Source organism: Oceanobacillus sp. FSL K6-0251 (assembly GCF_038004725.1).
GTDB classification, from domain to species: domain Bacteria; phylum Bacillota; class Bacilli; order Bacillales; family Amphibacillaceae; genus Oceanobacillus; species Oceanobacillus oncorhynchi.
In genome coordinates this window covers 1,261,518-1,278,758 of record NZ_JBBORS010000001.1, presented here as the reverse complement: position 1 = coordinate 1,278,758, position 17,241 = coordinate 1,261,518, and the positions used below count along the sequence as shown (strand labels likewise).

Below are 17,241 nucleotides of genomic sequence, written 5' to 3'. Positions count from 1 at the left end.
CTTTTGTTTCCTGAAGGTTGCTCCCTTTCTGTAAAAAAATGATTGCTAATATACAAAACGCACTTGTGCTTCAGAGCCTTCCGCTCGCACAAGTGCGTTTCTTCTATCCAGTTATTCTTCAGCAATTATTTTATTTTTTCTAATGCGTGTTCTGCCTGCGTTTTTGGTTCTTTCCAAACCATTGCCACAGCAATACCTGCTAACAATACCATTGCTGCAAAATAATAAGGATAATTTAAATTTATATCAAATAATATCCCGCCAATAATTGGTCCAAATACATTTCCAATACTTGTAAACATCGAGTTCATTCCACCAACAAAGCCTTGTTCATTATTTCCAGCCGCTTTTGACAGATAAGAGGTCACAGCCGGTCTTAGTAAATCAAAGCCTATAAAGATAACAATCGTTACGAATAAAATCATCGCATAGCTTTCCACAACGGTCATTGCCGTAACAAGAATGGCAGAGAAAATGAGACAATAACGAATCAAACGAATTTCTCCCCATTTATTTGCCAATTTACCGAACAAGGCAACCTGTGCAATCGTGCCGACAATCGCTCCTCCGGTAATAATGATCGCAATATCCTTCGGTGTGAATGCAAATTTATGATCCACGAATAGAGAAAATAGCGATTCAAAGGAAGATAAACCAAATGCGGTAATAAATATAATAATAAACGCGATAAAGTACATTGGAACAAAGATTCTTCCTAAGCCGGGTTTTGGAGCTGCTGTTTCTCCTTGTTCCATTTGTTTTCTTTCTGGTTCACGTAATGTTATTGTGGATAAAACCGCTGTGAATAAGGCTAAACCTGCCGCTGCGAAAAACGGGACTCTCGGTCCTACTTCCGCCAGCAATCCACCGACACCAGGACCAATAATAAATCCGGTGTTGATTGCTGCAGACATATAGCCTAACGCTTTCGGTCTGGATTCAAGCGTTGTAATATCGGCAATAAATGCGGTAACTGCAGGCATTATAAAAGCAGCACTCACTCCACCTAAAATTCTTGAGATAAATAAAATTTCTACGGTCTTCCCGATACCGAATAAAAACTCACTAAAACTAAAAATCAATAATCCGATAACGATCATGCGTTTACGTCCAAACACATCGACCCATCTTCCAGAAAGTGGTGAAACAATAAGCTGCGCAACTGCAAAAGCTGCTACCAAGTACCCTACAACAGATCCAGACAAATTCAATTCATTCATAATAGTAGGTAAAACTGGAATAACTAACCCAATACCTAAAAATGCAATAAACAAATTCATCAGCAAGATAGACAGTGTCATATTTTGTTTTTCCATACTTCATTTCTCCTTAACTAAAATTTCATTTAAAACCTCCCTTGGGAATCTGATACATCATATCATAACTTTTTTATTTCAGATATACTTTTGCTCAAAATTTTTTTGCCTTTTTTTTGACTGCCATCGACTTCTTTTAACAACATGCATGTTTATAATCGAACAGCTATAAATCCCTTTTGCTGCAGCAATATTCCAGTCATTTCATCATGCATAAAAAAAGATCGCACCGGTTAATCATGCAATCTTTTTCACAAAATTATTTTTTAAAATGTTACCCTTACCCAGCCTCGTACACTATTAATCAGCCAGACCTCTTCAAAAGAAGAGATGTCTTTCTTCCACAGAATTTTTTCTTTTATTACTCCCCGCTCCAGCAGTTCTTCCCGGTAAGTACCAGCAAGGAGTCCCGAAGAAATAGGCGGCGTATAATAGGCCCCCTGTTGTTTTATTACCAGATTCCCAATCGTAAACTCCGTCAGTTGTTCTTCTTCATTCCATAGAAGGACATCAAAGGAAGCAGGGGCTTGCTCTCGAAAAGACGTGTACATTTGCCGATTCGTCGTTTTATAATAGTAAAAAATATCATTTTTATTGATTGGCGAGGAAGCTATCCCTGCTTTTTTTATTGCTTCCGACTCTTTCATAAGCGGCGTACAGGTTATGTTTATTTCCCCATCCTGGCCCAATAAAAGGCGTACTCTTTGTTCTCCATCATAATTCTTTACCTTTTCCTTCAGCTGTTGCCGGATATTATCCATGTAATAAGGATACTGGAATTGAAGCGCCGTTCGTTTTAGCCGGGCGAGATGCCTGTTCAGCCGAAGTATCTGTGTCCCATCATATTTCATTGTTTCTACAATTTGAAAGGACGGAGAAGCCGCTTTTAAAATGGCTGTTTTTGCTAAAGCTTCTTCATATTCCCCTTCCGTATCCGACTCCCAGGTAATTCCTCCTCCTGCTCCATAAACAGGCGGTTTCCCATTCTTCATCCAAGCAGTCCGTATCGCAACATTAAATAGTGCATCTTGATTTGGTGTGATAAAACCGATACTTCCACAATAAATATCCCTCGGTGAATCCTCCAGCTCGTGAATGATTTCCATTGTACTTTGCTTTGGTGCACCGGTGATGGAACCGCAAGGAAATAACGCTTTAAATAGATCAAAATTGCTGAGGGTTTTTTTTAATTCTGCCCTAATGGTTGAGGTCATTTGATAAACTGTAGGATACTTTTCTATTTCAAAAAGCTTCGGTACGTGAACAGAACCCCGTACAGCAATTTTCGATAGATCATTTCGAAGTAAATCCACAATCATTACATTCTCTGCCCGGTCCTTTTCGGAATGAGTGAGCTTCCTTTTATTAGAGGAATCTTCCTCTGGAGTCCGCCCTCGTTTGATGGTTCCTTTCATTGGTTTCGTATGGATGAACTGCTGCCTTCGTTCAAAAAACAGCTCCGGAGAGGCAGATACAATTTGGTAATCCCCTATTTGCAGATGGGCACCATACCTTGCCTGCTGCGCGCCAGATAATTGTTCATACAGTAAATCTGCATCCACTGCTCTATCTGCTTCCATCCGAACAGTATAATTTACTTGATATGTATCTCCTCTCGCAATCGCAGCTTTTATCGATTCGATATTTTGCTGATACTGCTGCTTGTGGGTTGTCATCTCCCAATTCACCGGAGGATAGGCACGGTCAGCAGCCGGCCTTGTGTGCTCCAGCTGTACACTTTTAAAAACCCCCATCACCATAAGCGGCAGGTCGCTTTTTTTATGGGTCACCAGATTTTTATCAAATGCCGAGGCAGCTTCATAGGAAATATACCCAGCCAGATAATAGCCCTGCTGCTGGTATCCTTCCATTTGTGCAAAAACATTTTCTACTTCATCATCTGAATGAGCAATTAGAATGTCCATCGGCTTGTCAAAAATACGGCGCACACCTTCTTCTTCTTCTTCAAAGGAAAAATCAAATAACATTTTCGTATTCTCTATCATTTTTGAAGTTCACCTGCCTTTTTATATTGCATTAGAAAATTCTTCAGCAATGTATAGCCATGCTCCGTGCTGATGGATTCCGGATGGAATTGCATCCCTTCGATGGGGTAGGCTTTATGACGTATCCCCATGATTGTTCCATCCTCTGTAGTCGCGCTGACTTCAAGGCATTCCGGAATGCTGTCCGAATCGATACTTAAAGAATGGTATCTTGTCACCGTAAAGCTTTTAGGAAGCTGTGAAAAAACGCCCTGCTGGTCAGTAAAAATAAGCGACTGCTTTCCATGAACAGGATTATTTTTTATCACGGCAGCTCCAAAGGCTTGGCCGATAGCCTGATGCCCGAGACAAATACCAAGAATAGGAATACTTCCTTTAAAATGCTCAATGACCTTTAATGTCATTCCTGCTTCTTCAGGCGTATGGGGTCCTGGCGATAAGACAATATACTCCGGCTGCTGCTGCTCGATTGCTTCGATAGTCAGCTGGTCATTATATTTAACGACAACCTTTTCACCTAAATTCTCCAGATAGTGGACGATATTATAAGCAAATGAATCATAGTTATCTATCATTAAAATCATTTCTTCACCTCCAAATCGTCAAAATAGTAAATCTCTATAACTCCCCCTCCTTTAACAGCTCCCATTGATTATCCATTCCTTGAATAGCCTGGAATAATGCATTTTTTCCTTTAATATCATAATGTTCTTCATGCCCGTTCATATCTATGTTTCCTTCTTCATTCACGGTCAACGCATATTTTTCTTTAGAGCCTTGAAACAGAAGCAGATAACCAGAGCTTACAAAGTCATTTGTTTCATTGAGTTCCATCGCTTCACCAGCTTTTAAAATCTTGGCAATATCTTCTTTTTCCGTTAGCGAAATGGCTTTAGGCTTTCCTGTCGGCTTCACTTCGTATATGGTAATTTCTTTAATCTCATGTGCTTCATTCATATTAGAGGGTAATGTTTGTGCAAATAGTTTACTATCTCCTCCCCATTTTCCAACGAGGAAAAATACTCCTGCTACAATGACACATGTAATAATAAGTATCTTTTTCATCATGCTGTCCACCTTTTTTGCTTTAAATGAATTGTCTGTTCTTATTATTGATATTGTGAACTGTTTTGTCCATCTGGAAAGTGTATGATTTTTTGTTTTTATTATATAAGGTAAAAAAGCAGGAGCAAATAGCTGCCCCTGCTCTCCTTACTTTTCAGTGATATTTTTATTTTTTATTTCATATACATGATCTGCTGTATTTTCGATAAAGGCTGCATCATGGGAAACAAAAATAATGGTGCCCGGATAGCCTTTAAAGAATGCTTCTAAAGCTTTCGTTGTCTGGATATCCAAAAAATTCGTCGGCTCATCCAGTAATAAAATATGGTAAGAGCCAAGAAATAATTTGCACAGCTGCAGCCGGATCGCTTCACCGCCGCTTAAGTGACACAGTTTTTTATAAATCGAATTTCCTTTAAAATACATGGCATGCAGAATGCTGCGTAAAAAGCCTTCCTCATAATCGGTTGTTTTCTTTAAACTGTCTAAAATCGTTTCGTCTGACTTCTCCTGATAAGCAAGCTGGTCAAAGAAACCAAATGCTACTTTCGGTGAAATCTCCAGTCCTTCCTGCCGCTCGTAAACCGCCTTCAGCAGCGTACTTTTTCCAGAACCATTCGCTCCGGTAATCGCAATTTTTTTACCCAAAGGAAATTGAAAACGGACTTCTTCTAAAAGCAGTTTTTCCCCAGCCTTTAGCGTCAGCTGATTTCCCATTACCGGAAAGGAATGATGCAGTTCTAACGCTTTGGAACGATGAAACTGAATGGGCCGTTCATGCTGAATAGCATCGACCTTTTCCAATTGGTCCATCCGTTTTTCCATGGCTTTGGCACTTTTTTGCATCGCCTTTTGCGAAACATCTTTAGGTTTTGACGCAAGCCGCCGGTCCGTTCCTTCTTTCTTTCGAGCATTTGCTTTTGCGCCCTTCGTCATTTTCGCAGCCTTTTGCATTTTATCCTGTGCTGCTGCTTCTAAACGGGCTTTTTCCTTCAAATATTGCTCATGCGCTTCCTGCTGCTGATATTCCTCCAAAGCCTTCTGTTCTTCATACTCCGTATAATTACCGGAGTAAACATGGATTTCTCCGTCACGAATTTCCCAAATCGTTGTAACGAGCTGGTCTAAAAGCTTCCGGTCGTGGCTGATTAACATTAGCGTCCCATAATAATTCTCCAGTTCTCTCCGTAAATAACGGATTCCCTGCTGATCAAGATGCGTAGTTGGTTCATCAATCAACAGTGCTTCGTTATACGCTGCCAAAAGCTGTGCTATTTTTATTTTCGTCTGCTCACCGCCGCTGATGCCTTCCTCTATATTGGGAACCTGAAGCTTGCCTAATACCTTTGGATCTGCTTGTTCCTCACCCGGGAATTCCATTTGTTTTAAATAAGCAAAGCTTGCATGGCGGTGAATTTTCCCTTTTGTCGGCTCTATCTCTCCTGCCAGCAAACGGAGCAGACTTGTTTTTCCCGCCCCATTCGGACCGACAATACCAATCCGATCCATAAAATGAACCGCTAACCGTTCGATGGAAAAAATATCTTTATCTAAATACGTTAATTCGACGTCTTTTATTTCAAATTGATTGTTTTGCATATTTGCTACCTCCGAGATTTTTTAATTTCTCGTATCGATAGCCTGTAACTGGATCGATACGAGCTTGTATTTTCTGATAACAAGCCCGTATCCATTAAAAGAACAATAGCATCTGCATCGTCATCTCTCCCTATTTTTTATTAGAACGAACACCCTGCTTACCCGCGCAAAAAGAAATAGAAATCCTTTTGTTGTACCTGTATTTCATCCTTAAAAAAGAACAGCAAATCGTCTGCTGTCCTTTTTACATACTTCCTTCAGGAAAAAGATATACCTCATGTATACCTTCCTTATAATAGCTAAAAAAGACAGACGACTCCTATTTCTCTGCGAGCGTCAAAGCACAGGCAGAGCTTGAACATGTTATCAAATTAATTGTTCAAGTCTAGGAATCGAAATCTCATCTTAGCACATTTTCCCTTCCGTTCTGAATTTAATTTTATTATAAGATGTTTGCATGTTTGCGTCAACCTGGCTTTTTGTTCTAAAGCTCAATCATCGGCTCCTCCTTCTTCTCAGAGCTCCCCTCATCCGAACAAACACTATAAGGAACATCAAAATCCCGGGCAACACCCTCATCATAGGCCACAAGATCATCCTTCGATAACTCCGATAATGCTTTTTTTCCCATCATCCGAATCCCTTCTTCCATTTCTTTTACCGAAGCATTGAAATAATTGACTAATGCCTTCGCCCCTTCCTGTCTGTTGAAATCATCCTTGTATTTGCCATCGTACCAGACAACCTGTGTCGGCGGTTCAAAGGGCACAGCATTTAACACCTGCTTGTGAGAGACAGTAAATAAAACAGCTGACCCTAAATAAACAGCATCCGCCCCTAATGCTATTGCTTTTAAAAATTGTCCCGGTGTAAACATTCCGCCCGAAATAATCAGACTGACCTTATCTCTTGCCTTCTTTTTTTGCAAATGCTGATGTGCCCGGTGGAGACCATGAATGGTAGGAATCCCAAAATCCTCTGATAAGATTGGCGGCGCTCCGTGGGTTGCTGCCTGCCCGCCATCCACAGCTATATAGTCCACGTCAATTTCTAATAAAGCATCAATGTCCGCTTCTATTTTTCCACCGGCAGCAATTTTTGCTCCAATCGGCACGCCGTTAGTCAGTTCTTTTAACTCCTGAACAAGGTTTTTAAAATCTTCTAAGGTTTGATCCTTAAAAAAATGATTATGGATAACGGCTTCTTCTCCATCGTCCAGGTTTAATACCTTTCGAATATCTCCTTGAAGATCCTCTGCCGGAATCACAACACCCGAGCTCATCAAAGCACCTTGGCCAAATTTTATTTCAATCATCGATGCTTTCTTGATAAGCTGTTCTTCCTTGGACCAGCTTGTCTTGGAAAACTGTAGGATATACTTATCTGTTCCATCGATTTCTTCCTCCATCACGCCGCCTTCACCGGAATTAAGTGCAGTACCCAGCTGATTTACCGCATCAGACAGCGCCAGTCTCACTTCTTTGCTTAATGCAATTCCATACGCCATCCCGCTGACCATTAAGGGAATATCTAATTCCATTGGCTGCTTGGCCTGCGGACCTATCTTCACCTTTAAATCTACCTGCTCCGTATATTCTGTTGGGAACGCGGCTACTTGGGCCGGTATAAATGTCAGCATTTCAAAATCCGGCCACGTTTTGGAAGAACCAAGCGGACGGTGCAAGACATCGCCAGATTCCGCCCGTAAATTATTCTCAAAGGTTCGCTGGATCCCCATATGTTTAAAACCGGTTACCATTTCAAATAAATTCTCTTGATAACGATCTTCCATTAAGGTTTTCCCATAATGATCAACCATCCTTTTTATCAAATGGCGTCTCATGATAAACAACAAAAAACACATGATAATAAACAGACTAAGCAGAATAAGAATAATGATATCGAGCACCATCTGTACACACTCCTTTTTCTCCAATTTACATCACAGGTTGCTTTGTCTTGCAGTTCTCGGTGTTGAGTATTTGGACGTTTCCGAAATAACAATTGATTAACTGCCCCTGCTTCGCTACCGTTATCTTTCGCAAAAACGGAACATAATCGGTTTATCTGCCAGCATCTGCAGGGGTTATGTTTTTTTGTTTTTATTTTCTTCATATCTGCTATGCTTCCATGGCGGGTCACCGTATTCGTGCAGCTTTTGATTCACTTTATAAATAACATACGGAACCAGGAAGGATAATAAAGTACACAGCAGAATTAAATAATTGGGTAATATGCCCGTCAGCTCATCCCACATAAATACGTCACTCCCTTCTTAATCCCTTGTCTGATCCACGGTGCCTGTTGCACGGACAGTGGCATCTACCGTTACATTTATGGATGCATTCTGAAAGATATTTTCGCCTTCGTCCCAGTTATCCTTTACTTTCAACCATTCTTTATAATGCCTTTCCTCCATCATTTTTCTGAATCCAAAAAAGTCCATCCCTATGTCTTCTTGTGCCTTTTTTATGATATTGGATGTTATTTTCTCCATCCTTTCGCTTATCAGTTTATCTAATTCATTGAAATATTCTTTACTTAACAAGGAATTATCACTAAACACCTCAGCGATATAACCCTCTGTATCAATTTCTATATCAATATTTAGTTTGCCCGTCTCATCAATGTTCATTTCTATGTTACTTTTTGCGCGTTTAATTTCATAAACCATCTCTCCATCGTTACTCTCAAATTCAATATAGCCCCCTTTTAAATCTCCTGTTATTAAATTAACGGCAACAATTTCTAATCCACTAATAACATCAACTAATTGATTCGTCTTTCCATCAAAGACACCAGCTCCGTTAAACATCATTTTTCCATCTGATGGAACAACTCTTGGAATAAGGTAATTATTTTTTTCTAACATGTATTCATTTAGGTCCCCTATTCGTAGCGGTTCAATCAATGCTCCTGATTTATCCATATTTTCATTTACCCTGTCAATATGCATCGCAGGAAGCGGCTCTATTTGGGATTCGATTTCCAGCAACTCTTTCGCCTTCTGGTCGGAAATGATCACTTTGGTTTCTCTTCGCATCTCGGGGTCACGAATAAGTAAATCCATGCTATTTGCAAATATTTCTGGTTCCCTTGCTAATTCTTCTGAAACCACGATTAATTTTAAATGCTCATAAAAGGGAGGATTGCCCTGAATGAGTGCCATTTCCCGAGTTATTTTAAACAAACTTTGACCGCTAATAGATAGGTTGTTATAAGGAGTATCAGCATTGTTTCCGCCTTCGCTGGGAGTACCTAATCCTGAAGGAACAACAAACTGATCTGTCATTGTTATGATTGGTTTATCTCCAGATTGTTCTTCTGCTAAATCGAGTGCAACACCAATCACAAACCCCCGTTCTTCAATGTTCACTTCATCCCAGCATCCGGCAAGCAGCAAACAAAAACAGCCTAAAAGGAATAGATATGCTTTATTCATTCCGCTTCACCCCTCTGATTTTAGCAACCACCGTTAATAAGATAAGAACCGTGATGTTTAAAATAAGCATCAACCAACTCATTATTGATCCTATTAAATCCACTTCCATCACATCTCGCGGAAACATCCCGACAAAATATATGATCGGAGTTAAAATAAAAATTATTTTTAGCTTCTCTGCATTTTTGAAGATGGCATTCAATGCAAAAATCCCGATGTCCATAGCCATCGTTGCCGTAATAAAAATAGCCATAATCCATATCACAAAGAAAACAGATTCAAACCGTTCAAAAAAACCGCCGGGTATCTCTACCAACTTTGCCAGCTCTATTGTCGGATAGAGTAAATTAGATGTAACAGCATTCCCAAAGACGCCAACACACATGATAAAAATCATTATATATAATCCAACAGGAATACACATACCAAGTGCAGCTGCCTTTGGTGCTTTTTTTGGTTTATCAACCAACGAAAGGTAAAACCATAAAATTCCAAATCCAAGATAAGAGATGGCACCTGTATTCGCAATCACCTGCGTATAACCAGTTATGGGGGTCTGTAATACAGGCATTAAGTTTCCAGCGTTCAACCAACCAACATTAAATACCACGATGATAAGAGCTATCGAAAGAATAATCGGCATAAACATCATGTTGATTCGGAACAGCCCAGCGCGTGATCCCGAAACAGCATAAACAACTACCAGCAAAAAGGGCAGTGCAATCACTTCAATTGGGGTACGGTCGAATAAATATTGCTGCGATATATTACTGATTTTACGAATTTGATAGGCAGTGACAAAGATGGAGAGAATTGCAAACATCAGACTTAAAACTATCGCTACTGGTTTTGTTACGATTTTGGAAGCGTAGGTAAGGAAGGTTTGCCCTTGAAATCCTGACGCAAATTTAGCTATTGCCCAGGATATAAAAACAGCAAATAATCCGCCAAGGAGCAAGGGGATCCATCCATCAGCACCTTTCGTTACAGAGGCTAATTGTTTTGGCATCGAAAGAATCCCTACCCCAATTACAATGGATGGGATAGCAATCATGATATCTCTTTCACTAATTCTTTCATCTGCATATTTAAACCTTTTCACTGTTTACGCTCCCCTTTGTTCATGAGCTTTTTATCATTGGTCTGCATATAGACAGGCCGCCTTTTCATCATTGCAATCGGTGCACGTAACACAAGGTCCTTCCAATCATTCATAAAGCTTGGTGCAAATGGAGTGGAATATGGCACACCGAAGCTCATCAAATTCACAATATGGATATTAATCATGATGTAGCAAAGGATGATTCCATAAAGTCCGAATACAGCCGCTGCAGCCATCAACCCAAACTGCAGGATGCGAAATGTGATGGCAATACTATAGGAAGGCAAAGCAAACGATGCAATGGCGTTGAGTGCAACGACAATAACCATAATAGGACTGACTATCCCAGCGGAAACTGCTGCCTCTCCAATAACGAGCCCGCCAACAATGCCGATGGTCTGCCCTATCGCAGTCGGCAGCCGTAATCCAGCTTCGCGCAGCAACTCCATCGTTGCCGTCATAATCAAAGCCTCCACAGCAGGCGGGAAAGGAACTTCATCTCTGCTCGCAGCAATGGAAAATGCCAAATCGGATGGAACCAGCCCAGGATGATAGGAAACCAATGCGATATATAAAGCTGGCAAAAATACCGAAATAAATGCACCAAGATAACGCAGCAGTCTAACCAGTGTCCCGAGTGACCAGCGCCAATAATAGTCCTCAGGAGACTGGAGCAAGCTTCCAAAAGTCGCCGGTGCAATCAATACAAACGGCGTACGATCAAGGAGAATGACCACCTTCCCTTTAAGAAGCGCCTCAGAAGCCTTATCTGGTCTTTCCGTATTTAAAACCTGTGGAAAAGGGGACAAAAAACTATCCTCGATCCATTGCTCAATATAGCCGCTTTCCGGTGCATCATCAATATCAATCGTTTCCAGTCTTCGTTTTACTTCGTTCACCATATCTGGATTTACAATACCGTCCATATAGGCTACAACAAGGTCTTTCTTGGATCGTCTGCCAACTTTATAGGTACTAAAACGCAGATTAGGATCCGCAATATATCGACGAATCATCATGGTATTGGTTCGTATATTTTCGATAAACCCCTCTTTGGAGCCGCGAATCAGCGCTTCCGACCGGGGCTCCTCGATAGCACGACTTTCCCCGCCTACCGTATCCATGATAAGTACTTGATCCACTCCATCTAAATAGAACACCGTATTTCCGCTTAAAATAGCATTCGATACATCGTCTAATGAATGTCCCCGTTCGATACCTGTTACTGTAATAACTTCCTTATCAACCGCATCAAAAAGCTCCTGTTTATCAACAGGCAAGTCCGAAGCATTTTTTAAATCCTCCATAATATGGTCATGGATGTAGATATTATTCACAATGCCATCGATATAAACAATTGCGATTCGATGATTTGCCTTGCCAATAGTGAATTCACGTATTACTAAATCACTTGGATCCTCTAGCATTTTTCTTATATTACTTAGATTTTCAGTCAGATTTGTTCCAATTTCCAAAGAGAAATTTTCTTCTGTGTTTTTCTTTTTATTTTGCCAATAGAAAGATCGGCCCAACATTATCCCCTCAAGTCATCTGAATAGTTTCTCCTCTTCTTTTTCCCAATAGGAACCCCATTTATGTATAAAATATATCCATTTGCAAAATCTAAATCTATATATCGCCTGTGAAAGGGGTACTAAACCAAATGGATGAAAAAAATATACACTTAACAGCTGCCGAAATTGCTTCTGTATGGACAGGATATATGAATGATACGCTGGCAAAAAGCATTTTGAGTTTTATGTTAAAGCATGTGGATGACCCTGAAATAAAGCCTGTTGTCCAGCATGCCTATGACAATTTCACAAATCAAATAGACCAGCTGCATCAGATTTTTGAAGAAGAAAATTTTGCAGTCCCAAATGGATTTACGGAGAAAGACGTCAATATGAAAGCTCCCTGGCTTTTCACCGATGTTTTTTGTTTAACCTATGTGACGCATATGGCAAGGATCGGGATGATTACTTACAGCGGGTTTGTCACGATGAGTATAAAAAAAGAAATACGGGATTACTCCATACAAGGGCTTCAGGACATGGCGGCGCTTTATGATCATGCTGTGGAAATTGCTCTGAAAAAAGGAATCAATGCGAGACACCCCTATATTGAGTCTCCAAAGCAAATCGATTATGTGGACAGCAAAAAATATTTTAGCGGACTCAATCCATTTAGTGATAAACGGCCATTAAATGCCATTGAGATATCTCATCTCTATATGAACATCCAGACAAATGAAATGGGGGTAAGATTGTGCCTTGCGTTTGCTCAGACCTCTCCTTCCAAAGTTGTACAGGATTTTATGATCAGATGTAAAAACATTTCACAAAAACATATAAAAATATTCGTGGATAGTTTGATGGCCAATGATATCGGCGCGCCCCAAGTACCTGATACAGCAGTTAGTGATTCTACAACACAAACTTTTTCAGATAAATTAATGATGTATCATATGTCCTTGCTCATATCTGCCGGGATTGGAAACTATGCCACTGCCGCTGCAGCTAGTCAGCGAATGGATCTGGCTGCGAATTATGAACGGCTGTCTATGGAAGTTGCTAAGCTTGCAAAAAGCGGCGCAGATATCATGATTGATAACAATTGGCTGGAGCAGCCGCCGGGGACGAGAAATCGAGAAAAACTGGCGAAGAATAAGGAGAAGAGCTGATACCTTTTCTCATCTTAATTCATATGGAAAAAACATCGGCTTTTGCTGACACGCAAGGCCGAATTTTTTCTTAAAAAATCAATGATGTATCTAATGGCAAGCATTATTAAACAAGGCAGCCTTTATCATTAAGGTAATTTGGTCAATAAAAAATACATCATCACAAATTATCTCCATTTAGTTGTTGAATCTTACCTTACTCTGAATATGGCTTTTATACCAAAATAAAATCAGCGAAACAGCCCTCCCTGAATGGATGAAGAGAAAATTAACAAAGTGGGTGAACCAATGGAGACGAAGTTATCAAGGAAAAGCAAAAAACTTGAAGCAGTACTTTGGAGCATTGCTCTACCTGGATTTGCTCAGTTACTAAGACGTCATTATATAAAGGGGATTATGTTTATTGGATTGGAATTCTTAGTTAACGTGATGGGAAATTTGAATACAATTATTGTATTGAGCTTCAACCTTAAAATCGAGGAAGCCATCGCAGAGACCAACTATTTATGGTTAATGTTTTATCCGTGTTTATATTTCTATGTGATATGGGATGCTTATAGAGATGCGGGCGGCGGGGAAAAAGCCTTCTCATATCTGCCGGTTGTTTTTTCTGCCTATTTTGTTACTGTTGGCGTCGTTTTTTCGCCCAGCTTCACCATTGCAGGTCATTTGATTGGTCCACTATGGCTGCCGATTCTGTCTACACCAGTCGGTTTGGCAGTCGGCGGACTGATCAGATGGATTTTATTAAAAATATATATGGACAGAGAAACTGAAGAGGTTCTCTAACCATGCTTTCAGGCGATTGCTTCGCCTGATAAAAAGTTTATTTATTACGGATTGCAGTCCGCATTCGCACCTAACCATATCCTGTTTCTTCATGCTTTACTTTCACTTGGATGTTATCAATATTTATTCCAATAAATATAAAAAATTTATGTTGGAAACACATTGCATTACTTCTTTCGTTCTAACCCTATTCCGCCGCTTCCTTCGAATACCGGATAATAATATTCGTTTTTTTAGCTTTTCTACTTCTTTTCATTTGCTCTTATTTATAGCTTCAAAAAACCTATTTTTTACACAGCAAGCATTTGCTCTGCGCTTCCATTAATCTGAAAATTATTTCTTTATTTTTTTCAAACAGATACCTAGACAATAGGTCTCTGTTCCACTATGATAGTGCTATTGTTTTTTTAGACGGACAGAAAGGAAGTGTTAAAATGACGATGAAATTCTCCCATAATACGATTCTATTTGTATTTATGATTGGTACATTTGCGATTGGAATGACAGAGTATGCCGTTACTGGTTTATTAACACAGTTTGCGGCAGATTTAGATGTGCCTGTTTCAACCACTGGGTTACTGCTCAGCGTTTACGCGATCAGTGTTGCTGTCTGCGGCCCGCTGCTTCGGATATTAACGGTTAAATTTTCACCGAAGCCGCTGCTTATCGCACTTATCTCCATCTTTATTATAAGTAATATTATTGCGGCTACCGCTCCAACCTTTGAGGTACTGCTTCTTTCCAGACTTTTCTCTGCAATCATGCATGCCCCATTCTTTGGACTATGTATGAGCATGGCAGTTGAAATTTCCCAGCCTCATAAACGTACCAGCTCCATTGCTGCTGTGCAGGGCGGACTGACGATTGCCATTATGCTTGGCGTTCCTTTTGGTTCCTATATCGGCGGCGTACTTGATTGGAGACTCGTTTTCTGGTTTATTGCAGCAATGGGCGTTATTAATTTAATTGGCCTTATGATTGTTACACCAAATATAAAACAAAATGAAACTCCTAAGTTGAAAAATGAGATGGCAGTATTGAAGAATAAAAATGTCTGGATGCTGATTGCCGTTATTGTCTTTGGCTTTTCCGGGGTATTTACCGCTTATACGTTTACAGAGCCTATGCTTCGAGATATTGCAGGCTTTGATGTAACCAGTATTACAATTGCTTTATTCTTATTTGGATTAGGCGCAGTTATTGGTAATTTTGTTTCTGGAAGTATTCAGCCTGAAGTACTGACGGAACGGTTAATTGTAGCGATGACTATTTTAGGCACTGTGCTGATTGCCATTACATTCTTATTTATGAACCCAATCTTGACGTATGTTGCCTGCTTCTTATTCGGTGCCGGAACCTTTGGAACCACACCGATATTAAATGCAAAGATCATCTTGGCAGCAACAGAAGCTCCAGCCTTATCGGGAACGATAGCTGCATCTGTATTTAATTTAGCAAATTCGATTGGGGCAACATTAGGCAGTCTCTTATTAACGAATCAATTTTCCTATAGAGAAATCACCTTTGTCGCCGGTGGAATGATTTTCTTTGGCGTTGTTCTGATGTTTGTTACGCATAAAATTGAGGATAAGTCTTTGTTTAGAGTTTCTGAAGAGGCTTATGAATAGCATATGGGAATATAGGAAGAGGAGGGCCAAATATATTTAGCCCTCCTCTTCTCACTCTTGTTAAAATTGTATTTCACCCCTCATTTTCATAAGCCTTATACCAATGATACGGCTGTAGCTCTTTTAACGCTTTAAATTCAATTTCATTATTCGAATTTGTTATTGCTGCTTTTACGCCTTCTCCCCAGTAAAAAAGACGCTCTTGACAAACACCGCATGGCGTTAAGATAACGAATGATGCATTTTCATCCTCTCTGGCAATACAAATTGAGTGCGTTATTTTGGTATTTAGTTTATGTGCTTCTAAAATCGCTCCTGTTTCCATACATAATTCTGTAGAAGCATTAATCACCTCCGGGGCAACGCTTGTCAATATATGGCCAGATTCGGTATACATCGCCGCTGCACCGCCCCAGCCAGAAGGATATCTCTTTTTTACTAAGTCTGCTGCTACTTTATAAAGTTCTTGTTCTATATTCATATTCATTTCTCCAATTTTTTGTTTTGTTATTGTTAGTATAACAGCAATTAACTTCTGTTTGTTTCTATACATTTAAAACAAATACGTATTTACAAATCCTTACTATACCCAGCATAGCTCTTCCAAACAGTGTATCCCAATTTATTATAAAAAGCTGTCAGCCCTGTCCAATCAATGACAATGCGGGAGACGCCCCGTTCTCTTAAAAAACCGATTCCTGCTTCCACAACAGCTAATCCATATCCTTTCCCGCGTTCGATCGCATCCACTCCTAAAGGTCCAACCCCGCCTAATTCCTCCTGAAACAAAGGAGCCCAGTATACATTTTGAGCGACAAACGGTGCGTTTTCATCATTCATTCGACAAAACCCAATGATTTGCTGTCCTTTTTTTAAAATCGCAAATTCTCTTCCTGTACCGCCCTTTTGAAAATAATGAATCGCTTCATATTCCCATCTTCCCGGGAAACACCGATGTAAAAAATCAAGAAATGAATCCTTATCTTCCAGTTCTAACACCTGGCATTCTATCCCTGTTATTTGGGGGACTGCCGCTACATCGTCGTTATGATATTTTCGAATCATGTCATGCTCTATCCCACTGTTTTGATATCCTTTCTGTTCAAACCAGGATTTTGCTTCTGCCAATTCCATGGGGATACCGGGAAAATAATGCCATGGATCACGTCCCAGCAGAATTTGTTTTACACCGGCAGCCTTTAAATGCGTTTCAGCATTTGCTAACAATAAAGAGCCAATTCCTTGATCTCTCCGGTTCTCCGCCACAAGAAGCACTTGAATCCATCCGATTTCCTTACTCATACCCGCTTCCTGTTTTTCCTGATATCTCTTTGCAACAACAAATCCGACCACATGATTTTCCTCATCGATAGCAATTGCGGAGGCTTTTTCACATATATTCTCATCCTCAAAGCTATTTTGTTTAAACAACTCCTTCCGCATTGGAAAATGGCTTCCTATTTCCTGATTCCATAATTGAACAAGTGCATCTATTCTTCTGTCATTCCAGGATTCCAGCTTCATGCTTCACATCTCCTTTCTTTTTGAGAATGTGTATAGTAAGCTTTTTGTTCTGATGCCGCAATAAGAAGCCTTGCAACACTTTTTATC

General features: G+C 40.0%; 15 protein-coding genes. 3 read left to right on the top strand and 12 right to left on the bottom strand.

Translation table 11 applies throughout. The annotated features are described in order from the left end of the window. Positions 1 to 125: 125 nt before the first annotated feature. The 10 genes from MKY45_RS06555 to MKY45_RS06510 form a co-directional block, all read right to left on the bottom strand. On the bottom strand, positions 126 to 1,316 hold the full coding sequence (locus MKY45_RS06555) for an MFS transporter (RefSeq protein WP_042532630.1): 1,191 nt from the start codon (positions 1,314 to 1,316) through the stop codon (positions 126 to 128). A gap of 266 nt (positions 1,317 to 1,582) precedes the next feature. Beyond that, positions 1,583 to 3,322, bottom strand: coding sequence for an aminodeoxychorismate synthase component I (gene pabB, locus MKY45_RS06550; RefSeq protein ID WP_341172736.1), 1,740 nt, complete (start codon positions 3,320 to 3,322; stop codon positions 1,583 to 1,585). Beyond that, on the bottom strand, positions 3,319 to 3,906 hold the full coding sequence (locus MKY45_RS06545; protein WP_212928813.1) for an anthranilate synthase component II: 588 nt from the start codon (positions 3,904 to 3,906) through the stop codon (positions 3,319 to 3,321). The genes pabB and MKY45_RS06545 overlap by 4 nt, the downstream gene beginning before the upstream one ends. 34 nt (positions 3,907 to 3,940) lie before the next feature. Continuing rightward, a complete protein-coding gene (locus MKY45_RS06540) occupies positions 3,941 to 4,390 on the bottom strand; it encodes a hypothetical protein (RefSeq protein WP_193063081.1) in 450 nt (149 codons plus the stop codon). Between the two features lie 144 nt (positions 4,391 to 4,534). After that, the gene (abc-f, locus tag MKY45_RS06535; RefSeq protein WP_341172735.1) at positions 4,535 to 5,986 is read right to left on the bottom strand and encodes a ribosomal protection-like ABC-F family protein; all 1,452 of its coding nucleotides are present in this window, start codon (positions 5,984 to 5,986) and stop codon (positions 4,535 to 4,537) included. A 484-nt stretch (positions 5,987 to 6,470) separates the two neighbouring features. Then, entirely contained in the window at positions 6,471 to 7,898 is a 1,428-nt protein-coding gene (locus MKY45_RS06530; protein ID WP_341172734.1) for an FMN-binding glutamate synthase family protein, read from the bottom strand. Between the two features lie 174 nt (positions 7,899 to 8,072). Further along, positions 8,073 to 8,243: a hypothetical protein gene (locus MKY45_RS06525; protein WP_175297039.1), complete on the bottom strand. Its 171-nt coding sequence runs from the start codon at positions 8,241 to 8,243 to the stop codon at positions 8,073 to 8,075. Positions 8,244 to 8,261: 18 nt separating this feature from the next. Then, positions 8,262 to 9,428, bottom strand: a complete 1,167-nt coding sequence (locus MKY45_RS06520; protein ID WP_341172733.1) for a Ger(x)C family spore germination protein — start codon at positions 9,426 to 9,428, stop codon at positions 8,262 to 8,264. Next, positions 9,421 to 10,530, bottom strand: a complete 1,110-nt coding sequence (locus MKY45_RS06515) for a GerAB/ArcD/ProY family transporter (protein WP_341172732.1) — start codon at positions 10,528 to 10,530, stop codon at positions 9,421 to 9,423. The genes MKY45_RS06520 and MKY45_RS06515 overlap by 8 nt, the downstream gene beginning before the upstream one ends. Next, positions 10,527 to 12,065 carry a spore germination protein gene (locus MKY45_RS06510; RefSeq protein ID WP_341172731.1) on the bottom strand — a complete coding sequence of 513 codons (1,539 nt, stop codon included), beginning with the start codon at positions 12,063 to 12,065 and terminating at the stop codon, positions 10,527 to 10,529. The genes MKY45_RS06515 and MKY45_RS06510 overlap by 4 nt, the downstream gene beginning before the upstream one ends. Before the next feature lie 128 nt (positions 12,066 to 12,193). On the opposite strand from MKY45_RS06510, the gene MKY45_RS06505 reads away from it, so the two are divergent. From MKY45_RS06505 to MKY45_RS06495, 3 genes are all read left to right on the top strand, one after another. Further along, complete coding sequence (locus tag MKY45_RS06505) at positions 12,194 to 13,213, top strand: DUF3231 family protein (RefSeq protein ID WP_341172730.1); 1,020 nt, start codon at positions 12,194 to 12,196, stop codon at positions 13,211 to 13,213. 288 nt (positions 13,214 to 13,501) lie between these two features. Beyond that, positions 13,502 to 14,002, top strand: coding sequence for a hypothetical protein (locus MKY45_RS06500; protein WP_341172729.1), 501 nt, complete (start codon positions 13,502 to 13,504; stop codon positions 14,000 to 14,002). 434 nt (positions 14,003 to 14,436) lie between these two features. Then, positions 14,437 to 15,630 (top strand): MFS transporter, encoded by a 1,194-nt coding sequence (locus MKY45_RS06495; protein WP_341172728.1) that lies wholly within the window; start codon positions 14,437 to 14,439, stop codon positions 15,628 to 15,630. 73 nt (positions 15,631 to 15,703) lie between these two features. Here MKY45_RS06495 and MKY45_RS06490 read toward each other — a convergent pair whose 3' ends face one another. Beyond that, on the bottom strand, positions 15,704 to 16,111 hold the full coding sequence (locus MKY45_RS06490; protein ID WP_042532568.1) for a cytidine deaminase: 408 nt from the start codon (positions 16,109 to 16,111) through the stop codon (positions 15,704 to 15,706). 89 nt (positions 16,112 to 16,200) lie between these two features. Further along, positions 16,201 to 17,154, bottom strand: coding sequence for a GNAT family N-acetyltransferase (locus tag MKY45_RS06485; protein WP_341172727.1), 954 nt, complete (start codon positions 17,152 to 17,154; stop codon positions 16,201 to 16,203). Between the last annotated feature and the right edge of the window lie 87 nt (positions 17,155 to 17,241).